The organism is Halomonas sp. 111 (assembly GCF_052379685.1).
Taxonomy (GTDB): Bacteria; Pseudomonadota; Gammaproteobacteria; order Pseudomonadales; family Halomonadaceae; genus Vreelandella; species Vreelandella citrativorans.
On record NZ_JBQSYV010000006.1, the window covers coordinates 36,540 to 57,467 of the forward strand.

Annotated in this window: 24 protein-coding genes; 6 read left to right on the plus strand and 18 right to left on the minus strand. The window is 58.8% G+C overall.

Translation table 11 applies throughout. The features are described 5' to 3' along the window. Positions 1-57: 57 nt before the first annotated feature. Genes ACT3T7_RS06040 through ACT3T7_RS06125 form a run of 18 tightly spaced genes read right to left on the minus strand, consistent with a single transcriptional unit; the run spans position 58 to position 16,264 of the window. The gene (locus ACT3T7_RS06040) at positions 58-1,317 is read right to left on the minus strand and encodes a beta-ketoacyl-ACP synthase (RefSeq protein ID WP_444630365.1); all 1,260 of its coding nucleotides are present in this window, start codon (positions 1,315-1,317) and stop codon (positions 58-60) included. Then, positions 1,317-2,042, minus strand: coding sequence for a 3-oxoacyl-ACP reductase FabG (gene fabG / locus ACT3T7_RS06045; protein ID WP_193056557.1), 726 nt, complete (start codon positions 2,040-2,042; stop codon positions 1,317-1,319). The genes ACT3T7_RS06040 and fabG overlap by 1 nt, the downstream gene beginning before the upstream one ends. Further along, positions 2,039-2,533, minus strand: coding sequence for an ApeP family dehydratase (locus tag ACT3T7_RS06050; RefSeq protein ID WP_193084796.1), 495 nt, complete (start codon positions 2,531-2,533; stop codon positions 2,039-2,041). Before ACT3T7_RS06050 ends, fabG begins: the two co-directional genes overlap by 4 nt. After that, positions 2,526-3,692 (minus strand): beta-ketoacyl-ACP synthase, encoded by a 1,167-nt coding sequence (locus ACT3T7_RS06055; protein ID WP_444630366.1) that lies wholly within the window; start codon positions 3,690-3,692, stop codon positions 2,526-2,528. The genes ACT3T7_RS06050 and ACT3T7_RS06055 overlap by 8 nt, the downstream gene beginning before the upstream one ends. A gap of 11 nt (positions 3,693-3,703) precedes the next feature. Further along, a complete protein-coding gene (locus ACT3T7_RS06060; protein WP_444630367.1) occupies positions 3,704-4,273 on the minus strand; it encodes a DUF3261 domain-containing protein in 570 nt (189 codons plus the stop codon). Next, on the minus strand, positions 4,270-5,532 hold the full coding sequence (locus tag ACT3T7_RS06065; RefSeq protein ID WP_444630368.1) for an NAD(P)/FAD-dependent oxidoreductase: 1,263 nt from the start codon (positions 5,530-5,532) through the stop codon (positions 4,270-4,272). The genes ACT3T7_RS06060 and ACT3T7_RS06065 overlap by 4 nt, the downstream gene beginning before the upstream one ends. A 23-nt stretch (positions 5,533-5,555) precedes the next feature. Continuing rightward, positions 5,556-7,853, minus strand: a complete 2,298-nt coding sequence (locus ACT3T7_RS06070) for an MMPL family transporter (protein WP_444630369.1) — start codon at positions 7,851-7,853, stop codon at positions 5,556-5,558. Next, a complete protein-coding gene (locus tag ACT3T7_RS06075; RefSeq protein WP_444630370.1) occupies positions 7,850-8,419 on the minus strand; it encodes a LolA-related protein in 570 nt (189 codons plus the stop codon). Before ACT3T7_RS06075 ends, ACT3T7_RS06070 begins: the two co-directional genes overlap by 4 nt. Further along, positions 8,416-8,856, minus strand: a complete 441-nt coding sequence (locus tag ACT3T7_RS06080; protein WP_193084792.1) for an acyl-CoA thioesterase — start codon at positions 8,854-8,856, stop codon at positions 8,416-8,418. The genes ACT3T7_RS06075 and ACT3T7_RS06080 overlap by 4 nt, the downstream gene beginning before the upstream one ends. Continuing rightward, the gene (locus tag ACT3T7_RS06085; RefSeq protein WP_444630371.1) at positions 8,846-10,417 is read right to left on the minus strand and encodes an HAL/PAL/TAL family ammonia-lyase; all 1,572 of its coding nucleotides are present in this window, start codon (positions 10,415-10,417) and stop codon (positions 8,846-8,848) included. The genes ACT3T7_RS06080 and ACT3T7_RS06085 overlap by 11 nt, the downstream gene beginning before the upstream one ends. After that, positions 10,401-11,342 (minus strand): LpxL/LpxP family acyltransferase, encoded by a 942-nt coding sequence (locus ACT3T7_RS06090; protein WP_444630372.1) that lies wholly within the window; start codon positions 11,340-11,342, stop codon positions 10,401-10,403. The genes ACT3T7_RS06085 and ACT3T7_RS06090 overlap by 17 nt, the downstream gene beginning before the upstream one ends. After that, positions 11,339-12,094 carry a glycosyltransferase family 2 protein gene (locus ACT3T7_RS06095; RefSeq protein ID WP_193084790.1) on the minus strand — a complete coding sequence of 252 codons (756 nt, stop codon included), beginning with the start codon at positions 12,092-12,094 and terminating at the stop codon, positions 11,339-11,341. The genes ACT3T7_RS06090 and ACT3T7_RS06095 overlap by 4 nt, the downstream gene beginning before the upstream one ends. Next, on the minus strand, positions 12,087-13,784 hold the full coding sequence (locus tag ACT3T7_RS06100; RefSeq protein WP_444630373.1) for an AMP-binding protein: 1,698 nt from the start codon (positions 13,782-13,784) through the stop codon (positions 12,087-12,089). The genes ACT3T7_RS06095 and ACT3T7_RS06100 overlap by 8 nt, the downstream gene beginning before the upstream one ends. Beyond that, positions 13,781-14,305 carry a hypothetical protein gene (locus tag ACT3T7_RS06105; RefSeq protein WP_226930563.1) on the minus strand — a complete coding sequence of 175 codons (525 nt, stop codon included), beginning with the start codon at positions 14,303-14,305 and terminating at the stop codon, positions 13,781-13,783. Before ACT3T7_RS06105 ends, ACT3T7_RS06100 begins: the two co-directional genes overlap by 4 nt. A 2-nt stretch (positions 14,306-14,307) precedes the next feature. Beyond that, the gene (locus ACT3T7_RS06110) at positions 14,308-14,574 is read right to left on the minus strand and encodes an acyl carrier protein (RefSeq protein WP_319022683.1); all 267 of its coding nucleotides are present in this window, start codon (positions 14,572-14,574) and stop codon (positions 14,308-14,310) included. Then, a complete protein-coding gene (locus ACT3T7_RS06115; protein WP_172117640.1) occupies positions 14,564-14,839 on the minus strand; it encodes a phosphopantetheine-binding protein in 276 nt (91 codons plus the stop codon). The genes ACT3T7_RS06110 and ACT3T7_RS06115 overlap by 11 nt, the downstream gene beginning before the upstream one ends. Continuing rightward, positions 14,805-15,599 carry a lysophospholipid acyltransferase family protein gene (locus ACT3T7_RS06120; protein ID WP_193056544.1) on the minus strand — a complete coding sequence of 265 codons (795 nt, stop codon included), beginning with the start codon at positions 15,597-15,599 and terminating at the stop codon, positions 14,805-14,807. The genes ACT3T7_RS06115 and ACT3T7_RS06120 overlap by 35 nt, the downstream gene beginning before the upstream one ends. Next, positions 15,596-16,264, minus strand: coding sequence for a beta-ketoacyl synthase chain length factor (locus ACT3T7_RS06125; protein WP_444627955.1), 669 nt, complete (start codon positions 16,262-16,264; stop codon positions 15,596-15,598). The genes ACT3T7_RS06120 and ACT3T7_RS06125 overlap by 4 nt, the downstream gene beginning before the upstream one ends. A 233-nt stretch (positions 16,265-16,497) precedes the next feature. Here ACT3T7_RS06125 and ACT3T7_RS06130 point away from each other — a divergent pair, with 233 nt between their 5' ends. The 6 genes from ACT3T7_RS06130 (at position 16,498) to ACT3T7_RS06155 (ending at position 20,679) form a co-directional block, all read left to right on the plus strand. Beyond that, positions 16,498-17,166, plus strand: a complete 669-nt coding sequence (locus tag ACT3T7_RS06130; protein WP_444630374.1) for a hypothetical protein — start codon at positions 16,498-16,500, stop codon at positions 17,164-17,166. Positions 17,167-17,451: 285 nt separating this feature from the next. Beyond that, positions 17,452-18,825, plus strand: a complete 1,374-nt coding sequence (locus ACT3T7_RS06135) for a tyrosine-type recombinase/integrase (RefSeq protein ID WP_444630375.1) — start codon at positions 17,452-17,454, stop codon at positions 18,823-18,825. 14 nt (positions 18,826-18,839) lie between these two features. Next, positions 18,840-19,106, plus strand: a complete 267-nt coding sequence (locus ACT3T7_RS06140; RefSeq protein ID WP_058578206.1) for a type II toxin-antitoxin system RelE family toxin — start codon at positions 18,840-18,842, stop codon at positions 19,104-19,106. Beyond that, a complete protein-coding gene (locus tag ACT3T7_RS06145) occupies positions 19,090-19,434 on the plus strand; it encodes a helix-turn-helix domain-containing protein (RefSeq protein WP_058578205.1) in 345 nt (114 codons plus the stop codon). Before ACT3T7_RS06140 ends, ACT3T7_RS06145 begins: the two co-directional genes overlap by 17 nt. A gap of 112 nt (positions 19,435-19,546) precedes the next feature. Continuing rightward, entirely contained in the window at positions 19,547-20,185 is a 639-nt protein-coding gene (locus ACT3T7_RS06150) for a hypothetical protein (protein ID WP_444630376.1), read from the plus strand. 185 nt (positions 20,186-20,370) lie between these two features. Beyond that, on the plus strand, positions 20,371-20,679 hold the full coding sequence (locus ACT3T7_RS06155) for a hypothetical protein (RefSeq protein WP_444630377.1): 309 nt from the start codon (positions 20,371-20,373) through the stop codon (positions 20,677-20,679). The last annotated feature ends 249 nt before the right edge of the window (positions 20,680-20,928 follow it).

The following is a 20,928-nucleotide window of genomic DNA, read 5'->3' on the forward strand; positions in this document are numbered from 1 at the left end:
GCTGGGTTTAAGTACCTGAGAGCAGGTAGTGTGAGTGGCACTGAGTCGTAAGCGATATCAGGGCCAGCGGCGGAAGATCAACGAGGTGTTGATGCCTCCAAAAGCGAAGTTATTGCTCATGACATAGTCACAGTCAATGTTCCGTCCTGGGCCGTTCAAGTAGTCGAGTTCTGCACAGGCATCATCAAGGCGGTCAAGATTGGCGGTGCCGTGGAACCAGCCTTCCTGCATCATCTTGATGGCGACCCAGGCTTCCAGCGCACCGCAGGCGCCCAGCGTGTGGCCGGTGAAGCTTTTAAAAGCGCTAATGGGCAGGTTTGAGCCGAACACCGCGTGTGTCGCATGACTCTCGGCAATATCGCCCCGCTCGGTGGCCGTGCCGTGGGCGCTGACATAACCAATCTGCTCGGGCTGCAAATTTGCATCCTCCAGTGCCTGGCGAATCGCCTGCTCCATCATGCTGGCATCCGGTTGGGTAACGTGGCGGCCATCGCTGTTGGTACCAAAGCCCAAAAGCTCTGCGTGAATGGTGGCTCCCCGTGCCTGGGCGTGCTCCAGTTCCTCAAGGATCAGCGTGCCTGCCCCTTCTCCGATCACCAGACCGTCGCGCTCGGCGTCAAAGGGGCGCGGCGAGGTGTGCGGCGCGTCATTGTGCGTACTGGTCGCAAACAGCGTATCGAAGACGGCCGCCTCGGAAGCCGAAAGCTCCTCGCAACCACCGGCAATCATGGCGGTTTGGCGTCCAAAGCGAATGGCTTCATAAGCATAGCCAATGCCTTGGCTACCTGACGTGCAGGCACTTGAGGTGGTATAGATCCGCCCGCGTACCCCGAGAAAAACGCCGATATTGACCGGTGCGGTGTGGGCCATCATACGAATATAGGAGTTGGCGTTCAGGCCATCGGTCGACTTATTGATCAACATGTTGCCAAAGTCGGCAATGGCGTCGGGCTCCCCAGCGGAGGCGCCGTACGCGATCCCCATCTGGCCACTGCCTAAGAGCGGCGTATCCAGCAGGCCTGCATCTTCCAGCGCCAGCTCACTGGCACGCGTGGCCATCTGCGCGCCGCGGCCCATGCTGCGCAGCGCCCGGCGATGATAATGCGCAGGCAAGGTAACGTCGCGTACGGGCGCCCCAAGGCGCGTATTGAGGCCGTCATAACTTTCCCAGTCATCCATGTGGATAACGCCGTTTTGCAAACGCTCAAGGCGAGCCTTGATGCTTGGCCAGTCGTTGCCGATCGGCGAGAAACCGGCCATGCCGGTCACTACCACACGGCGCCCCAGCCCGTCCTGGCGTTGTACATTACTTGCCATCAGCACATCCCTCCGTTGACGGCGAATACTTGCCGAGTGATATAGCCGGCATCGGCTGAACATAAAAAGCCCACCGTGGCTGCGACTTCTTCGCTGGTACCGGTGCGTTGCATGGGAATCAACTTGAGCGCTTCCTCGGTAACCAGGTCATCGGTCATGTCGGTGTCGATCAAGCCTGGGGCAACGCAGTTGACCGTAATGCGGCGTTTCGCCAGTTCCACGGCCAAGGCTTTCATGGCACCGATCAGCCCGGCCTTGGCAGCGCTATAGTTGACCTGACCACGGTTGCCCATCATGCCTGAAACCGAGGACATCACGACGATGCGGCCGGGCGCCCGGCGGCGAATCATCGGCATGACGAGGGGCTTCACAACGTTATAGAAACCGTCGAGATTGGTGTGGATCACGCTGTCCCAATCCTCATCAGAGAGCGCGGGGAAGGCGGCGTCGGCGGTAATGCCCGCATTGCAAACAACACCGTAGTAGGCGCCATGCGCTTCGATATCGGCGTCCAGCGCCTGCTGCGCCGCGGCCCTGTCGGCAACATCAAAGCACAGCACGCGGGCGTTGCGGCCCATATCACGAATCTGGTTTGCGACGGCTTTTGCCTCTGCCTGACGCTGACGGCAATGTACGACGATATCGAAGCCATCCCGCGCCAGGCGTAAGGCGATGGCTTGGCCGATACCGCGGCTTGAACCGGTAACCAGGATGGTATTCGTCATTGAGTTTTTCCTTGTTGCATCATTTCCAGCGCCTGTTGCGTATCGGGCTGGAACACGTTGAGTGTGGCGTTAGCGATCAGCTGTTGCTGAGCATCTAGCAAGCGCCCCTGAAACGCGCCCAGGCCATTATCTGCCCGAAAATCGAGTTCCACTTCGATGCGTATCGGCTGGTCGAAGTGAAAAAACGGCTGTTGGCACTGATAACGGCGCGTGCCGAGTAGAAAGCCAATTTTCGGCGTATCGCCTGACGTCACGGACTGCACACCCGCCCACGCGGCAACGGCCTGGGCAAGCCACTCTAACCCGACCCAGCCGGGAATGCCGTCTGGTGTGGCAAACAGGTCGTCGGGCTGGGGTACGACGCGGGCATGTAGGTGTTCGTCACCCACGGCCAGTAGCGTATCCAGAAGGCACATGCCCAGGCGGTGCGGCACGTACGGCGCGATATCGCAGGGCAGGTCAAGCCGTGCGGGGATAAGTGAATCATTCATTGAAACGTTCCAGCAACAAGGCGATGTTATTACCCCCAAACGCGAAGGCATTGCTGATCGCGCGACGGCCGTGATGAGTCGTCGCCTTGGCGTAATTCAGTAACGGAAGTTCTGGGTCGACGTCACTATCGTGAACCTGGGGCGGCAGGCGTCCCTCATTGAGCGTCAGCCAGCAGAACGCCGCTTCGAGCGCGCCGCAGGCGCCTAGCGTATGCCCGGTCAGGGCCTTCGTTGAACTGCACGGTAGCGTATTGCCGAAAAGCGTTGCGACTGCCTTGGCTTCCATGCTGTCGTTCTGGCGCGTGGCGGTGCCGTGCAGGTTGAGATAATCAATGGCCGTGGCGGGCAGCTGCGCCATGGCAAGCGCGGCTTGCATCGCTTGAATGGCCCCCTGGCCATCTGGCCGAGGGGCGGAAATATGGTAAGCGTCGCTGCTTTCACCATAACCACTGAGCTGAATGCCGCCGGTTTCTGCCGTTACCAGAAACAGTGCGGCGGCTTCTCCAAGGTTGATACCGTCGCGCTCGGCTGAGAAGGGCTGAGAAGGACGGTCGCTAAGCGCCTCAAGCGAGGCAAACCCGTTGACGGTTAACCCACAAAGACTGTCAGCCCCACCGGCGATGACCGCATCGCACATACCGCTCGCCAGCAGGCGTTTGGCGCTTGCCAGGGCGCGCGCACTCGACGTACAGGCGGTAGAGAGCGTGTAGGTTGGTCCGTCCAGGCCGAGCCACTCGGCAACAAAGCGGGCTGGTGAGCCAATTTCATGGCGCTGGTAATGAAAGTCGTCGGGCCAGTGGCCTTCGTGCTGACGCTCAGCCAGCGCCGTTTCGGTTTCGCCGATGCCGGAGGTACTGGTGCCGAGCACCACGCCGATACGCGGCTGGGGGTGCCGCTTGCGAAAAGCCTCAAGCGTCGGTGCCAACTGCTCCAGGGCAGCGGCCAGCAGCTGGTTATTGCGCGAACGGTGTGCTGGCGGTAGCGCCTGGGCATCGGGCAGGGAGGTCGTGACTCGGCCTAACGGTAAAGGCCGGCCGGGGGTAAACACGTCGTCATACTCAAGCCCACGACGGCCAGTAAACAGGGCGTCGGCTATGGTGGCCAGGTCGTCACCGATCGAACAGACCAGGGCCGGTGGCAGGAGGCGACAAGGAGGCATCTGAGACGCTATCAAGGGGTTAAGCATGGGGCGGTTGTCTGGTCGGTGTCACTAAGGGGCATGATATACAGGCGGTAGCCTGCCTCAACGTCGTCAATTAACGTGCATGCCGAGTTACCGCTGATCCGCGCCACGATACGCTGTCGATAGCGCATCGTGCGGCCCGTCTCATCCTCCTGGATTGACCAGGCGTTGGCCCCAAAGGCTTGTTCAATAGCCGGTGCGGGCCACAGGTTCCAGCTCAAACGGCTGGCCAGCCACTCAGCGGTAAAGGGCGGCTCAAAGGCGGCATCCTGTAGAAAGCGGCTGCCGCTATCGTCGTGTATCAGAGTCAGCAGGCGCTGGCCTTGAGGGCTTAGTATGACCAGGCGCAACGTCTTGTCGTCGTGGCGCAGAACGCCAATCATCTCATGGCGCTGGTCATTATGTTCAAACGTCAGGCGCTGCCGCTGCGTTTCCATCGCCGGTAGTGTCGCGAGGCTGGGTACGGTCGCCACCGGCCGCCCGGCACAGCCGAACAGCAGAAGCAGGGCGCTGAGCAGTCCTGCCTGACATGCGAAGCGAAACAACGTGGTGGTCATTTTTCCTTCCCTGCGGTATCGCAGCGCATATCGGTACAGGCCTCTGCCAGACTGTCTAACCGCCGACGGCTGGCGGCAACGAACGGGTTTTCTTCATCCCAGGCGTAGCCGGCGAGCACTGAGCTGATCATGGTGCGTATGCGCGGTGTCTGTTGGTCATTGAAGATGATGCGCGGTAGGCGGCCATCGTACCAGGCCTCCACGAATTCACGGAAGGTGGCAACGCCGCGTCGTAGGGGCTGTTCAAACTGGCTATTCCAATCGACGTGCTCACCGGCGAGCTGGCGCTCGACCAGCGGGGCGGCACGCAGGGCCGAATCCAGGGCAATGGTGACCCCTGAAGAGAAGACCGGATCAAGAAATTCGCCCGCGTTACCCAGTAGGGCAAAACCGGGGCCGTGCAGTTGCTCGACATCTGCTGAATAACCCTCTAAGCGGCTAACCGCGCGAACGGCGTTCGCATTGACCAGTAGTTCGGCGAGCATCGGTTCGGCACGTATGAAGTGCCAGAGGCGCTCCTCATCATTGATACCTGCAGCTTCCAGTGTTGCCCGGTCACCTACTACGCCAACCGATGCCCGCCCATTCGTGAAGGGAATCAGCCAGTACCAGATGCCGGGATGCTCAGGGTGTAAACCGATCAGGATCTTCTCGCGGTCGTAACGCGAACAATCAATGTGATCGTCAATATGGGTAAACAGCGCGCAGCGTGATTCAAGCGTCGAGGGGCGGGCAAGGCCGGTGAGGCGCGCCAAGACGCGACCATAACCACTGGCGTCGAGCACAAAGCGTGCGTGTAACGAGCGCTGCTCACCGTTGGCATCGACCAGCGTAAGGCTGGGGCGTTCGGGATCGGCGACAAAGGCTTCAACGCGGGTGTCAAACTCAACCTGGGCGCCCAGCTGGCGCGCGCCTTCGATCAGGCGCTGGTCGAAGTCAGCGCGTTCGATCTGCCACGTGGTGCCTGGGCCTGGCGTGAACTTGTCGCGAAAATCGATGGCCGCATAGCGATCCCGCCAAGTGAAGGCCGCCCCGTTCTTGGTTTGAAATCCGCCTGCCTTGGCGGCATCCAGCAGGCCACAGGCTTCAAGATGGACCATGCACTGTGGCAGTAAACTTTCGCCGATGGAAAAGCGCGGAAAGCGGCTGCGCTCAATCACCCGCACGTCCAGACCCCGCTGGGCAAGCCAGGCCGCTGCAGCCGCTCCGGAAGGCCCGGCGCCGATGATGGCGACATCGGTGGTATCTTGGATATTCATGTGTTGCGTTGTTTCTATAGCCATCAGGGAGTGTCCTGTCGAGAAGATAAAGGCCTGGTGCCCGCCCTGGCAAACGGCACAAGTGCCCAAGCTGATGCAAGGCCAATGAGGCAAGTGAGCCCCAGGTAGTGAAGCGCCGGGGTGGCACTGAACGCCAGTAGGCCAAAGGCCAACAGGCTTGAGGCACACGACAGGCTAATGGCCAGCCAGGCAGCTGGGCTGTTGGGGTGTTCGGTGCTGAAGATACCCGCGTCGAGACCGATACCCAGTACCAGCAGCAATCCCAGCAGGTGGAAAAGCGTCAATCCGATATTAAAGGCGCTCAACAGCGCGATGGTTGACAGCAGTGCGCCCAGCGGGGGCAATAATACGCGCCAGGCCCGCCTGCGATAGCGAACGCCAAATATCACCGCAAGCCCCGCTACGGCGATGGCCAGGCACAGGGCGATCTGGTCGCGGAGCTGCGACAGGTGGCTGGATAACGTTGCCACGCGGTCCTGGTAGAGCACGTATTGCGGTGCAGCCAGGTGAGTAAATGCTTGCTGAGCAGTACTGTCGGCATCGCCTAGCGTTATTAGCGCCGCCATGTCTGTACGCTCGGCATCGGCGGTTGCGCCTAGCCAGAGCATGGCATCGGCTTGACCCGCCGGGGTGTTGAGCCACGCCGTGATCGTCAGCAGCGGCACGCTTTCAAGCGAGCGCTGCGCGGCTTCCTGCAACGTTGAGGGAAGGCCTGCTTGGGCGATCAGCTCGGGCAGGGCGTTACGGTAGGCCTGACGTACGCGCTCAAGGTTGGCGTCTTGTGTCGCTGGAGAGGGCACTGCTTGGGCCAAGTGGCGGTAGTGGGTCAAGTGCCCTTGCGCCTCTAAATCGGCAAGGTCCGCGTCCAGGGCTTCAAGGCGCTCCAATAGTTCGTCTTCCTGCTCGGCGGTGACAAGCAGGTAGCGGCTGGCGGTCGGGCTATCCAGCAGTATCTGTACGCGTTGCTGCTCGCTAATCAGCTCGGCCGGTGAAGGATTGAGCTGGCGAAGATCATCGTCAGCGGACAGCCGCGTGGCGATCATGACGACTGCGAGAACCCCAAGTAGAGCGAGTAGCCCCCAATACCTGGGCGCGTGAGGCGGTAAACGTAGACGGTTCAACTGAGTGGCAATACGCGTGGTGGCGGCATGAGGGCGTGGGGTGAACCACGGCAGCCAAAGCCGCACCGTTAGCCAGGCGCCAATTAGCCCCAGTGCCACGAACGTGGCCATCTGGCGCAGCCCCGGCAGCGGCGTGGCAAGCTGGACAAGATAGGCGACCAGGCTGGATATCAGGCCGAGTAATAGCCCCGGCCAAAGCCTGGCCAGCGGCTGTTCGGGCGCCAACTGGCGAGCACATTGAAAGTGCAGGGCGTAATCTATCGCAATGCCGATCAAGCTAGCGCCAAAGGCCAGCGTCAGCAGGTTGAGCGTACCAAAAAGTAGCCAGGTCAAGGGCAGTGCAAACAGAATGCCGCACGCCACCGGCAGCAACAGGCTGGCCAGTATCGAACCGCGCTGAAAGGTGATCCAGAGCAGCAAGGCGATACCCAGCAGCGAGCCAATGCCGATGGTCAAGGTTTCGCGCTTGGCCTGCTCGGCACCGGCGGCGGCGTGAAACACCAGCCCGCTTCGCAACAGCTCGGCTTCTGGATGAGCATCGCTAAACTCCGCCAGCGCTGTGACAAGGCGTTGCTGCATGGCCATATCATAGGGGCTGGCCGTGAGTTGACCGCTTACGATGAACCAGTTACCGCTCTCATCCCTGACGGCAGGCAGGCCGTCGATCAGGCGAATGGGGCCCGCCAGGCGTTGGTCCTGCCAGGCATCCAGCAGGCCAAAGGGGTCCTGGCGTGGGTCAGCGCTACTTCCCGGCGTGAACAGCTGGCGCAGGCCTCGTTGCACCCAAGCGTCGTTATCGGCAGCGGCCAACGAGGGCGATAGCAGCCGATAACGGTACGCTGATAAGTCGCTGTCGGGGGTGTGCAGAAGGTCATCGTCGAAGGCTGTGACGCTAGCCGATTGTTTAAGACGGGTCTTGAGATCCGCAACCAGCTGAGTCGGCGATTCGTCCCGCAACAGCAGCACGAAGCGGTCCTCGAAGGCCTGCGTTAGGCGCTGTTCGGCGTGTTCGAGCAGCGCTCCTTGCCGGGTGTCCGGCAACAGCGTGGTAATGCGCGTATCCAGTGCTGCGCCCCTGCTCAGCAGGCTCGCCAAGAGCAAGGCGCAGCCCAGCAGCAGCCCCGCCCAGCCGATAGCTGCCAGACGCTCCAGGCGGCCGGGACGCGTTGCTGCACTCACGATGTATGCTTATCGTCTTCAAGACGCTCGCAAGCCGCACCGCTCAAGGTAAGCTCAAGGCGGTCATCATTGGTGAACATGATCTCGACACGCTCTACCTGCTGGTTGCCGTGAACCAGTAACTGGTCAAGCCGTTGGGCGATGTTCGCTTCACTGGGCGTCAGCTTGGCCTGCCACTCTTCCTGGGTGCCGCTGAGTTCGATGGCGAAGTATCCCTCTAACGCCTGCCAGTCACCTGAAAGCAGGCCACCAAGCACCGGTGCGACCGCCTGAAAACCCATCGGTAGCTCATCGTTGTCCGCGCTCATCACCACGCGGTCATTAATGGGGGAGGTCGTTTGCCAGACAAGCCCTGCGTCTTGATGTTCAAAGGTTCCACGGCTTTCCAACTGACTGTCGAGATCGGCTAGCCAGCGTGTCTGCTCGAATCGCCCGCACTGCGGCGCATTGTCGGCCAAGCGTGCGGCGAGGTCGTCAGCGTCGGGAGCCGCCCAGGCGGCAGCGCTGGCGCTGATGGCTAGAAGGGTAAAGACAAAAAAAGCCGCTTGGTGAATAGCGCGCATCATTGATTGGCCTCCTGCCAGGCGAGCAGACGTTCCCGCAGAACGGGGGGCGATTCCAGGCGCATTTCGCGGTCTTCAATTCCGACGGCCACTTGTACGCTCCAGGCACGCGTCAGGCGTTTGCGGGTGTGTGCATCGCGAATGGTGTAGTCGATCTTGAGGCGGTTCTCCCACTCGCTCAGGCGCGCTTCGATTGCGATTCGCTGGGCGAATAGCGCTGGCGCCGCGTAGCGCAGGCGTAAATCGATCACCGGCCAGGCAAATCCTGAGGCCTGCATTTGGGGATAGTTGTAATCGAGCGCATCGAGCAGCGTGCAGCGGGCAATTTCCAGGTAGCGCACATAGTGGCCGTGCCAGGCCACCTGCATCATGTCGATATCGTGAAACGGTATCGTCAGTTCGGTCTCGTAGCGGGGCAGTTTGCCATCATCAAGCGTCATATAGGCTCCAGTGGCGTTGGCGAATCACGTCACACAGAGTGCGGAGTTCGTGTTCCAGGGCGCGGTCTTCGCCAAGTGCCGGAAAGATCTGGCGGCAGTCGGTCAGAAATTCAGCCAGGCGGTCGGGCAGCGGTGGCGCATCGCCTATCTGGCTGCGTAGCTCAACACCCTGACAGGCCGCATGCAGCGTGGCGGCCGCGACCTGTTCTACCAGGGTGAGCACACGCAGCGCATCGCGGGCGGCAATCGTGCCCATGCTGACCTTGTCCTGATTGTGGCATTCGGTGGAGCGCGAGAAAACGCTGGCGGGCATGGTCAGCTTCAGCGCCTCGGCGGTCCATGCGGACGCACCGATCTGCACGGCCTTGTAGCCATGGTTAAGGCTGGCTCGCTCGGGGGCGGCACCGCTTAAGTTGCTGGGCAAACCATGATTAAAACGAGCATCCACCAGCAGCGCCAGTTGGCGGTCGAGCAGATCCGCGAGGTTGGCGCAGGCCTGCTTGAGGCTATCCATGGCGAAGGCGACATGGCCGCCGTAAAAGTGGCCGCCGTGCATGACCTTGCCTTGTTCGGCGTCGATCAATGGATTGTCGTTGGCACTGTTGAGTTCGTTTTCGAGAAACTGGCGCCACCAGGGCAGGGCATCTTCCACTACGCCGATCACGTGCGGGGCGCAGCGCGTCGAGTAGCGATCCTGAAGGCGCGATGAGTTGCGCGGCGTGTCGGGCGCGTGGAGATCCTCGCGCAGGCGTTCGGCGACTTTGTTCTGCCCCGGATGCGGTTTGGCGGCGAAAAGCTCGGCATCAAAGTGGTAGGGGTTGCCGTTCAACGCATGCACGGAGAGCGCCGTGATGCGGGTGGTCAGGCGCGCCAGATAAGTGGTGCGGGCGAAGGCGAACACGCTCAGCGCTGTCATCACCGCGGTGCCGTTCATCAGCGCCAGGCCTTCCTTGGGCTTCAGGCGATAGGGGGTAAGCCCATGCTCGGTAAACACCTCCGCCGTAGGCCGCCGCTGGCCGTTATGAAATACGTCCCGCTCACCGCACAAGACGGCGGCCAGGTAAGATAGCGGCGTGAGATCCCCGCTGGCCCCGACAGAGCCTTCTTCAGGAATCACCGGTATCACGTTATGTTCAAGCAACCATGCCAAGCGCTCAAGCAGCTCGACGCTGACGCCGGATACGCCACGACAAAGCGAGACAAGGCGTACCATGATCACCGCCCGCGCGGCCTCAACCGTTAGCGCCTCGCCCAGCCCGCAGCCATGAAAGGTGTACAGCTGGCGGGGCAGTTGCTCCAGGTCGGAGGCGGAGACTTCGCGGGTGCAGGAGTCGCCGTAACCGGTGGTAACGCCGTAGACGACGCCCTCTTCCTCAAGCAGGCGCTCAAGAAAGGCATTGCCTTTGGCAATACGTTTACGAAAATCGGGTGCCGTCGACAGAATGACGCGACGGCGACCTTCGGCAACGGCCAGCACGTCTTCAAGGCTGACCATCGATCCATCCAGAATGAGCGGCGCGCTAGTAAGAGGCCCCGCCGTCGGGTCACGCAGTATCGTCATGAAGGTATCCAGTATCATTTATCCAGAAGGGATAAAAATTGAACCATTGCAGCGGGTGCCGCCGAACGCGTTCGGCCAAGTGGTCGGCATGCGCCTGCATGGTATCGGTAATCCACGTTTCACGCTGACGACGAGGCAGGTCCCGGGTGTCGCCAAGAAGCTCAAAGTCGATTCTGAAGTGGTCATCATCGCGCACGCAGGCCAGCGTATAGAGGGGGCAACGCAGCAAGGTGGCCAAGCAGAAAGGGCCTTCCGGGAAGCTTGCCTGGTCGCCGAGAAAATCAAACGACTGGGTTCGCTCTCCTGACAGGGGAAGGCGGTCGGCGGCGATGACCACATAGCCACCGGCGTTAATACGCTCGGCCAGCGTCTGGGCAGTGGCTGGGGTGACTTCGCTGACTTCGAGAATCTGTGGGCGCGGCTTGCCCGTGACGCGTTCAAGCAGAGCATTGAACTTGCGTGCATTGCGGGTGTGCATCATCACCGTCAGGTCGAGGTTGGTATGGCGTTCGGTCAGCGCATTCACTACGTCAAGATTGCCGTGGTGGGCGACAAGGATCAATCCGCCTTGACCGCCAGCGATCGCTTGAGTGAAGCGCTCGACCCCGCTACCCACCAGGCGTTCGTCGGCAATATGGCCGCTCCACGCTTCGACCTTGTCCATCAGCGTTTCGCCAAAGGCCAGAAAGTGGCGATAGCTGTGCCACCAACGGGCGACAGGCTGCTGCTTGAGCATGGGGTAAAGGCGTTGCAGAAAAGCCTGGGAAGCACGTCGCGCCGTGGTGTGGACGAGAAAATACCAGAGCATGACTGGCCATAGTGCCAGCCGAAAAGGCCAGCGGCCCAGGCGCCGCTGTATAGCCACCATCAGGGTCATCCCCAGCAGCGTGCCGCGTTCGCCGATCCGCGCCCAGTGGTAGTTCATGGGCTCGCCTCGCGGTGTGGCTGAAAGCGCCGGGCGAGCAAGCGTGGCAGGCGCCACAACATGCCGAAAAACAGGCGCGTATGCATCAGCGATATCTGCCGGTTATCACGCCATACGGCAAAATGGCTGATACCGTCGCGGGGGTAGTGCACGCGTACCGGCCGGTGCATCATGGCGCCTTGTTCCCAGTGCCAGCGCACCAGCACTTCGGTATCGAAGGTCATGCGATTGCCACAGGGGTGGCGGGCCAGCATTCGGTTGAGCGGTGCCACCGGGTAGAGCCTGACACCACACATCGAGTCGCGAATATCCAGCGATAAGGTATTTATCCACACCCAGATATGGGTGGCGTAGCGGCCATAGAAGCGCACTCGGGGCACGCTAGCGTCATATCGAGGATAACCCACTACCAGCGTGTGCTGGGCTACCGTTAGCGTGGCGAGAAACGCGGGCAGATCATCGACCCCGTGCTGGCCGTCGGCATCGACCTGAAGTGCATGGCTGAACCCCAACTGCTCGGCGTAGCGTAATCCGGCACGTACAGCCGCCCCCTTACCCTGGTTAGTCTCAAGGCGCAGCAGGTGATGGCCCTGTTCAGCCAAGCGATCCAAAACGGCGGCACACTGTTGATCACTGCCGTCATCGACCAGCAGCAGCGGTATCTCCAGCGCTGTTAGTTCCTCGCATAGCGGGGTGATTGTCGCTGGATGGTTATACACAGGGATAAGGATACAGGGCCTTGGCTCAGCCATGCTGATCTCCCTTGGGCGTTTGCAGGCGAACCTGCCCGGTGCAGTGGCGCCCTTCCTGGGAGTCAATGCTAAACGCGATGCCATCCTCGCGGCGGGTCAGCTGTAGGGTGAAACGAGTGCCAGGCAGTAGTGCGCGCGTAAACTTCAAGCGCTCGATACCCAGAAACAGGCCTCTGTGGCCAAAGATATCGTGGGCATAATGGATGGCCCACTGCACCATCACCACGCCCGGAACCAGCGGGTATTGATCAAAGTGGCCTTCCAGAAACACCAGCCGCTCCGGAACTTCCAAGGTGAGCAGGCGACTATTGGCATCAAGAGGGTGCTCTCCCAGCCAGCGCGGCACTTTCGGGTCGTCCAGGTCGGCAAACAGGCGGTTGATCAGTGTGCGGTCCAGCTTTCCCTGGGCATTGCTTGGCAGCGTTTCAACAAAGCGCCAATAGCGGGGCACGGCAATAGGCTCCAGGTGGTCGGAAAGGTTTTCGCGCATACGCTGGATCAAATGCTGCCGAGCATCACGCTGGTGCGGAATCGATGGTTTGTCCAGCACGATCACGGCGCCCAAGCGGCTGTCGGCGCGGTCAAGGTCGACACAGCGTACCTCGCTGACCGCTTCCACTGCCGTAAGAATGCGCTCGACATGGTCGAGCGAGATGCGCTTGCCGCCAATCTTGACCAGGCGATCCGCTCGGCCCAGCAGCGTGAAGCCGTCATCTGCCGGCGCCGCCTGGTCAGGCTGATGCCACCACTGTTGAGGCGTCTCCAGAAACGGCGACCGCAAACTCAGGCTACCGTTTTGAAACGATAACTCCACGCCGGGCAGCGGCTGCCAGCTGGAACGGCGTGTTTGGCGACGCTGGGCAATGCCGCCCGTTTCGGTACTGCCATAAATCTCGATGACCGGCGCCTGTAACAGGCGTTCAGCAAGCTGAGCATGTGCCAGCGCCAAGGGTGCACCCGATGAGAACACGCGGGCAGGCGGCGTAGCGGCGTGCCAGGGCAGGTGTTCAGGCAAGCGCGACAGCTGCGCAGGGGAGCTGACCACGACCGGGTGCAGGCCTGCTGTATCGGCTTCCTGCAAACGGGCCATTAGCGCTTCGGGATAACGGCTTTCACCACCGCAGAACGGCGCGCCCGCACATAAGGGGTGCAGTATGCCGGTGAACAGCCCGTAAATATGCTGGTGGCTGACCTGGGAAATAACCCCGCTGTCTACCAGTGGCCAAAGCCTGGCGTGGGCTGATAACTCTGCCTCCAACTGATCAAACCGCTTGGCTAACTGAACGGGGTTGCCGGTGGAGCCTGAGGTGGATAGCACAACGGCGGTAGCGCTCGGATCAAGAGGCGCAACGCGTGGGCATGTTTCAGCGCCCTGCGGGAGCCGCGGCTCAGGCATATCGGGCAGGGTGCCATCGACTTCGCTTGCCAGCCGGGAGAGCGTTTCGGGGCGATCATCGGCGGGTAGCACGGCGACCCGGCCGCTTTCCCATAAGGCGATCAGTGCGGCGCAGAACGCTAGCGGTTGCTGCTGGCACAGCAGCCAACGGCCGGCGGGTTTGTCCGCCAGCCAGTGGTGCCATGCATCAATATGCGCCGTAAGCGAAGCGCCACACACCCAGTGGCTGGGAAGTGACTCATGACGGGGAGCGGATCTACGCCAGGGTAACTGAGTAAGCGAGATAAAGGTCATGTCAGGCGGCTCCGCAGCTGATGACGTATTAACCATTCACCGGTAAACATGACGGCGATTAGGCCATAGCTGATGGCACCGTTGTACAGTGTCCATGTTGCCAAGCTTGCGTACAGCGCTGTCCAGCTTGCGATGGCACCGTTGAGTATGAAAAAGCCACACCATGCCCAAGTGACATTTCGGGTATAGCGTATGCCGGCGGCGGGCAGCTCGGGCTCGCGCAGGCGCGCCAAACGTTCGATGACCGGCACTCCTCGCCACAGGCTAGAGAGAAAAATAGCCAGCATGACCGCGTTTACGGCCACGGGGTATGCGCGCATGCCGAGTTCCGCGTGCCCCAGCCCGCCCAGGGCGACCAGCAGAACCGCCGCAGCGGCTGCCAGATAGCGCGCTTGAGGCATTCTCCAGGCGAGTAGTGCCGCACCGATGACCAGTAACGGCCAGCTGCCAACGTCATCATGCAAAAGCAGTACCAGTAGTGGCCACATCAACGCGCACGCCATGCTTGCGTATTTGGACATGGTTACTGCTGCATCAAGTGTTCGACGGCAGTGACAACATCGCTGATCGTGCGCACTGATTTGAAATCCTCAGGCTTGATGCGTCGTCCAGTGAATTGCTTTAGCTCGACGACAAGGTCCACCGCGTCGATGCTATCGATATCCAGGTCCTCATAGAGGCGGGCGTCGGGCTCTATTTCGCTGGCATTGAGGTCAAACAGATCAACCAGTGTCTTGCGAATATGGGCGAGTATTTCTTCGCGCTGGTGATCAGCGGTTTCAATTGACACGGCGGGCCTCCACGAGTGCTTGCAGCGCCGCGAGGCTTTCGAAATGGCGACGCGTCTCATCGGCCTCGGAATCAAGCTTGATACCGTACTGCTTTTGCAGTGCCAGCCCGAGTTCAAGCGCATCGATAGAGTCAAGTCCTAGCCCTTCGCCAAACAGGGGAGCGCTTGGGTCAATATCGGCAGGCGTAATATCTTCAAGCTCTAGCGCGTCAATGATGAGACGCTTGAGTTCAAGTTCCAGCGCCTGATTGCAGGTTTCTATCATGATGGAAGTGTTCCAGTTCTCTGTTGAAGTGGTCGCTCAGCCATTGAGTTAGTTGTCTAGCGAGCTGGCCGGTTGGTTGTTGGCTAGCGGAATCAACGTGCAGGTCGTCAAGCACGCTAAGCTCCATTAAAACCCTGGTAGCGGGGATGTGGTACCAGGGTTCGTGTTTTGTCAGTGTGGTCGGCGTGCAGCGTATCAGGACAGGGGTGAGCGCTGTACCGGTGCGTAGGGCGATATTTGCTCCCCCGCGACGAAATTTGATCGGGCGTTTCGGGCTAGTGCGGGTGCCTTCAGGAAATAGAATCAGTGAGTCACCTCGTTGCAGGCTCTGACGGGCAGCCTCCAGCACTGACTCGGGGTCATCGTTGGTGATATAGCCCGCAGCACGAATAGGGCCGCGGGTAATAAAATTGCGGGTCAGCCGACCCTTTACAATGCAGTTGGCATGAGACGTGTAAGCGATTAAAAAAATAACGTCGATGAGCGAGGGGTGATTGGCAATCACAAGCAATCCAGGGCGTTTGAGGCGCTCAGGGTTGTCAACGCGGTAATCAAGCACGCCAAGGCCTTTCATCAAATTGATGAATCCGAGAAAGCAGACGCGGATAAGGCGGCGCGCCAGGTAGCGGCGCCGCTCAGTATTACGCACGCAGAGATTCAACAGTGGCGCAATCACCAAGCCAATGAAAAGGCCACCGATCCCGAAGACGGTGAAGGAAATAGCCGTACCCAAGCCGCGATACAGTTGGTTGATACTCATTCCTGCTCCAGATGCCAGCGCTGTCGACCGTTTAGGAAAGCGGTCTCCCCACTAAGCCACTGCAGCACATTGACCGGTGTCGGAGAAGCGCTGTGGGCTGATGTAGATGCCGTGATGGCGCGACCTCGTTGCAGAGTTAAGCGCATGCCAATAACACAGGCTGTGCCTGGGTGCTGTGTTTCGCCCTGATAGGCCGCAGGAAGACAGCTTTCTGAAAATGCGGCAACTACGGTGGGGTAGCCCGCTTGTAAATACCCATACGACTCGTGAAGAAGCGCATCAAACTCATCACCACAAGCGCCTAACGCCTGCAAGGGACGGTGATGCGATTGCGCAATAGAGTGAACGCCCAGAATAGCGTTATGCACTGACATTGAGAAGCGGGTAGGGGAGATCGGGTCGCCCCGCTGCAGGCTCTCCAGCATCGCGAGCGTATGCGTCGTATCGCCATGCCGTGAAGCATGCACCAAGGGGGCGTTAGCCTGTGGGTCGAGTTCTCGCAGAATATCGCAAGTGGCGCGGCCCGTATCATCAAGCCGTCGCCGCAGCATAGCAGGCAGTTCGCTACTCAACTGGGCCGAAATAAGACGATTTGGCTTAACGGTTGCCATTGCCTCTTCAGGAAGCCAGCCCCGCCAGTCTTCGATAAATAGAGAAAAGGACACCACTTAGCAGCCTGCTCAAAAAAGGCGGCTACTTTAACTTAATTATAGGGTATGGAAAAGGAATGCGGCTCAAATGATGCGAAACGGTGAGGTGGTCTCAATAGGCAGATCGTTCAAGGCTTTAGGTAATAATGCTGGTTTTGTCTAAGTTGACATAGCCCCCTCCAGGGAGGAAGCTTTAACTCCTAGTAAATAACTTTATTAGATAAAAACTAATCAAAGGGGATAAGGCATTGAGACTTAACATATATTCAGGGGTAGTGGCGGTTTTTTGTCTGGCGTTGCTGTCAGGGTGTGCTACTAGCCGCAGCGAAATAGCGCTGACACTGCCAGAAGAAAATACGAGTCAATATATTAGTGCAGGGCAAGAAGTAATAATAGGCGAGGTGATAGATCGCAGGGTTTTTGAGGAGGCGCCAAGAGAGCCGAGTACTCCTTCTCTTGGAAAAGGAGGGGTAAGCAAAGCTTCTGATGAGACCAAGGCAAGAGCGGTTGGGCGAAAAAGGAACGGTTACGGTAAAGCGTTGGGGGACGTTCTGTTAGAGAATGGACAGACCGTTGATGAAGTCGTGCGTAGCAGCTTGACGCTCGCCTTGCGTGAGTCTGGTTATAATGTCCTCACTCATTCAACTGGCGTCGTCGCAGATACTCCCATAATCGATGTTTACATCGATGAGTTTTGGGCATGGTTCAACCCAGGGTTCTGGGCCATCACTTTGAATACCCGCATCGCAACTGTCTTGGAGCTTCGGTCTAGCGAAGCACAAGAAAATGTCTCTGTTCATACCCTTCAGCGGCGACAAGTCGCAACGGAAAGCGCTTGGATTGAAATCATTGAAAATGCACTGAATGACTATAGAAGCGAGGTTATCAGCGTCGCGCCTGACCTGCTCGAAGAATAGGCTAGCGGAAGTGTAGATTAAAAAAACGGCCACTTGCTGTGTAAGCTAAGTGGCCGTTTTTAATAGTGTTCTTGGTCGGAATAGCAGGATTCGAACCTACGACCTCTGCCTCCCGAAGGCGTTTATGGGGTAAATGAGTAGGAACAGGTATAAACAATAATGAATAAATATACCCTTTATATACAATAACTTGCTTTTGTTGTTTAGGTTCTTCCTTGTTCCTTGATGTGCCTAGATATATCCTCTAAGTGTCACCTATCTGTCACCTAGCAAATGAGGCGCATCATGGCAGGCACTGAAACCCGCATAAAGCTGACCTCCAAGAGCGTCGAAAAGCTGGCGCGAGAACAGCCATCCGCCGATGTGTGGGATACCGATCTTGCTGGCTTCCATGTACGGCCAAGCATGCGCGGCTTAACCTTTCGCCTCTACTACCGCACCAAGACGGGCAAACGCCGAATGATGACGCTGGGTACTTATGGTGCTTTGACACTTGCCCAAGCCCGTAGAGATGCTGCTGAGGCGCTGGCCATCGTTGCACAAGGAGGGGATCCCCGCGCCGTTATCGAAGAAGCTAAGGCCGAAAGCGAGCGCCAAGAACAATTAACGTTACGCGCCTACCTCTCTGGCCCTTATGCCGCTTACCAGGGTCGTCGTAAAGACGGTGCTGGTACGCTGCGGCGCATAGAAAAGGGTTTTGCTGACTGGCTAGATAAACCAATGGGCGATCTCACACAAGCAGACGTGGAGCGTTGGCAGGCTAAGCAGGAAAGCGCCGATAAACCGCTTGCCTTTAGTACCCTCGAACGCTCATTTGGTGCGCTTTGCTCGGTACTATCACACGCCGCTAAACGCGGTGTAATTCCCGTCAACCCGCTGGCGCGTATCAGCTTGCAGCGTCCCGCTCTCACTGATGAGGAAATGACCGAGCAAGCCTCACAGCGACGCTATCTTGAGCCGGAAGAAGTGAAAGCCTTGTTTGCTGGCCTAGACGCTTACCAAGAGGAGAGGCGCGAACAACGACGCAGTAGCCGCGCCCATGGGAAGCCCTACTTGCCCGATCTGGATAGCCTTGATTACGTCGATCATGTGAAGCCGTGGGTGCTCACCATGTATTACACGGGCTTTCGGCCTGGTGACATTACGGGCCTACGTTGGGAGCACGTGAACCTAACGTTCAAGACGATCCGTAAGACCATCGAGAAAACTGCGCACCATCACCCAGAGCCACAAACCTTCCCGCTTTCCAGCGCGGCCACAGCCGTTTTGAATACTTGGCACGAACAGCAGGGAAAGCCCAAGACAGGGCTTGTGTTTCCTAACCCGGAAACCGGTAAACGCTTTGACAGAACCGCAATGCAAAAGCCATGGGCCAAAGTGCGCAAGTTTGCCGAATTACCCAGCGACCTGGTGCTTTATACCCTTCGGCATAACTTCGCGTCCCAGTTGGTAATGGCCGGTGCTGACTTGCTGGCGGTATCCAAACTGATGGCCCATAGCGACATACAGACGACGATTCAGCACTACGCCCACCTTCGCCCTGACCATACGCGCGACATCGTAGAAGCGTTCGCCCAGCAGGTGCCGGGTGGCGACTCACTGACAAGCGAAAGTAATGAGCCCAACGCAACGCTTGCCGTTGTCTCAACCAACGCCTAAACTTATAAAAACTTATGACCTATCAAGTGCAATGGACGCTTAAAGCGGCCAAACAAGCCAAGAAGCTACATGCGTCTGACCGCGCCATGGTCATTGAACGGGTGGGCAGCCTAACCACTTGGCCAGAGTGTAAAGAGACCCACGACATCAAGCCCCTCACCCGCCACCAGTACCAATACCGCCTACGTGTAGGCCGCTATCGTGTGCTGTTCGATGTGGAAACGGGCCTTCAAGTGGTCTCTATCGAGGAGGTGAAAAAACGCGATGAACGCACTTATTGATTACCAAATTAGCGAGCAGGCAGGCCGCCGCTATGCCGTGCTGCCATTAGAGCAGTTTACTGCCCTGGTGGAGCGTGCTGGAGAGGTTGACGCGCTGACGCTGCCGCATGAGATCGTAAGCCGCCACCTAGTCGATGACGTGCCGCTAACACGCTGCTGGCGCGAGTACCTTGATATCACCCAGGCTGAGCTTGCGCGCCGCCTGAGCGTCTCCCAAGCGCAGGTAGCACAGTGGGAAAGCGCCAGCGCCAAGCCTCGCCATACCACCTTGAAGAAGCTGGCCACCGCCATGGGCATTCATATTCGCCAGCTCACGCTAGAAGATTAACGCGGCACATGCCGCCCGCTTTGGCTGGCTAGGGCCGATCACCTGAAAGCGCGGATAACTCCACCGTGTTAGCCAGCCAATCTACTTGGAGTGCGTTAGGAGTAGCGCAGGCATGATAGATACACGACGCCTTTACAGGAGCTTTAGCGCTGACCAATTCGCGCTTTACTTGGCAGAAGTAGACGACGGGCCACGAACAGTAGAGGAAGCCCTTAATGGTAACTGGATTGGAGCAAGGCAAGCCCAAGCAATACTGGATGCTGTGGTGCTTGACGCTAGAACTGGGCACTTACCCGTAGATGATGAAGACCCGGCTAACTGGGTAAGTTACGACTTGGGGCATAGGGCATCTATTAGCTTTGATACAACCTTTCGCCGTGAATCTTTAAGGCAATGGCTTGATGGCGCAGGCCAGCCCGTACCCGAATGGCTAAAACCAATAGGCGATGCACAAGAAACTGTAACGCCTGACCGGTCGCACCAGCCATCTAACCATGATGATGAACTAGCCGCCCTTCGCCAAGAGGTGGCTGAGCTACGCGCCAAAGTGGAGAAGCTAGAAACATCCGTGCCATTGCACCCCGGCCACTTAATGGCCAAAGCCATTGAAGCCCAACACAAGTATTGGCAAGACCCGGAGAAAAGGCCAAAAGCTGAAGGGATTGTCAGAGACTTAAGAAGTCAGCACCCCGAACTGTCCGAGGCTAAAGCTAAAGCAATAGAGGCAGTAGCTTGCCCTATCGAGCGGTAGCGGAAGGCAACAAACCAACTTTTACCCTCAGGGCAATTGATCCAGTAACAATGCGGCTTTCAGCCAGCCCTAAGGGTAAATGGCCCACTCTTAGGGCACTTACCCTGAACCCTAACAGTGTTGCTATAAGGGTTGTCGGCTATCTCACCATTGTCAGCGTCAACTAGGAACAGAGAGACGCTGCAATGACTGACAGAACGCAACCCCCTACCACCCTGCTAGAGGGTGCCCTAGAGCGCTATCGTGCAGGTTTCGACCCTGCATTGATCGAGCTACCCGAACGCGCTGTATTCCCCCACCTGATACCTGCTCAGCCGGGCACGGCACGCAAGAGCCGTATCACTGGCTTATTGCTTGGTCGCCCAGCACCCAAGTTTGTGCGCCGTGGCCGTCGCATCCGTTATCGCTTGGCTGATGTGCTGGAATGGCTGCGCGCTGGTGACGCCGTGGGCAGTATCGCTGAGGAAAACGTAAAGCGTCGGGAGGTGGCTTAATGTTGACCTCTGCTACCAACCCCGGCTATGCTTCATGTGCTGGCGCAAAATCGTCAGCCGGGCGTAGGAACCCGTTTATCTCTAGGCGCAACAGCGCCCCCATATCAGCAGGCGCTTTTTTTGTGCCCGCTGAACGTCATGGCGGCTGTGCGTGGGCAAGCTTCGGCTTGGCCGGTTTCCTAGAGTGCCGGTTTCCTACCCTGCGTACAGTCGCCACCCAATCCCGTAGGAAGGATCGTGGCGACTCCT

Excerpts from the sequence above, each read along its gene's own strand:
- ACT3T7_RS06040 (WP_444630365.1), bottom strand. The coding sequence starts at position 1,317 with ATGGCAAGTAATGTACAACGCCAGGACGGGCTGGGGCGCCGTGTGGTA.
- fabG (WP_193056557.1), bottom strand. The coding sequence starts at position 2,042 with ATGACGAATACCATCCTGGTTACCGGTTCAAGCCGCGGTATCGGCCAA.
- ACT3T7_RS06050 (WP_193084796.1), bottom strand. The coding sequence starts at position 2,533 with ATGAATGATTCACTTATCCCCGCACGGCTTGACCTGCCCTGCGATATC.
- ACT3T7_RS06055 (WP_444630366.1), bottom strand. The coding sequence starts at position 3,692 with ATGCCTCCTTGTCGCCTCCTGCCACCGGCCCTGGTCTGTTCGATCGGT.
- ACT3T7_RS06060 (WP_444630367.1), bottom strand. The coding sequence starts at position 4,273 with ATGACCACCACGTTGTTTCGCTTCGCATGTCAGGCAGGACTGCTCAGC.
- ACT3T7_RS06065 (WP_444630368.1), bottom strand. The coding sequence starts at position 5,532 with ATGAATATCCAAGATACCACCGATGTCGCCATCATCGGCGCCGGGCCT.
- ACT3T7_RS06075 (WP_444630370.1), bottom strand. The coding sequence starts at position 8,419 with ATGATGCGCGCTATTCACCAAGCGGCTTTTTTTGTCTTTACCCTTCTA.
- ACT3T7_RS06080 (WP_193084792.1), bottom strand. The coding sequence starts at position 8,856 with ATGACGCTTGATGATGGCAAACTGCCCCGCTACGAGACCGAACTGACG.
- ACT3T7_RS06085 (WP_444630371.1), bottom strand. The coding sequence starts at position 10,417 with ATGACGATACTGCGTGACCCGACGGCGGGGCCTCTTACTAGCGCGCCG.
- ACT3T7_RS06090 (WP_444630372.1), bottom strand. The coding sequence starts at position 11,342 with ATGAACTACCACTGGGCGCGGATCGGCGAACGCGGCACGCTGCTGGGG.
- ACT3T7_RS06095 (WP_193084790.1), bottom strand. The coding sequence starts at position 12,094 with ATGGCTGAGCCAAGGCCCTGTATCCTTATCCCTGTGTATAACCATCCA.
- ACT3T7_RS06100 (WP_444630373.1), bottom strand. The coding sequence starts at position 13,784 with ATGACCTTTATCTCGCTTACTCAGTTACCCTGGCGTAGATCCGCTCCC.
- ACT3T7_RS06105 (WP_226930563.1), bottom strand. The coding sequence starts at position 14,305 with ATGTCCAAATACGCAAGCATGGCGTGCGCGTTGATGTGGCCACTACTG.
- ACT3T7_RS06115 (WP_172117640.1), bottom strand. The coding sequence starts at position 14,839 with ATGATAGAAACCTGCAATCAGGCGCTGGAACTTGAACTCAAGCGTCTC.
- ACT3T7_RS06120 (WP_193056544.1), bottom strand. The coding sequence starts at position 15,599 with ATGAGTATCAACCAACTGTATCGCGGCTTGGGTACGGCTATTTCCTTC.
- ACT3T7_RS06135 (WP_444630375.1), top strand. The coding sequence starts at position 17,452 with ATGGCAGGCACTGAAACCCGCATAAAGCTGACCTCCAAGAGCGTCGAA.
- ACT3T7_RS06140 (WP_058578206.1), top strand. The coding sequence starts at position 18,840 with ATGACCTATCAAGTGCAATGGACGCTTAAAGCGGCCAAACAAGCCAAG.
- ACT3T7_RS06145 (WP_058578205.1), top strand. The coding sequence starts at position 19,090 with ATGAACGCACTTATTGATTACCAAATTAGCGAGCAGGCAGGCCGCCGC.
- ACT3T7_RS06150 (WP_444630376.1), top strand. The coding sequence starts at position 19,547 with ATGATAGATACACGACGCCTTTACAGGAGCTTTAGCGCTGACCAATTC.
- ACT3T7_RS06155 (WP_444630377.1), top strand. The coding sequence starts at position 20,371 with ATGACTGACAGAACGCAACCCCCTACCACCCTGCTAGAGGGTGCCCTA.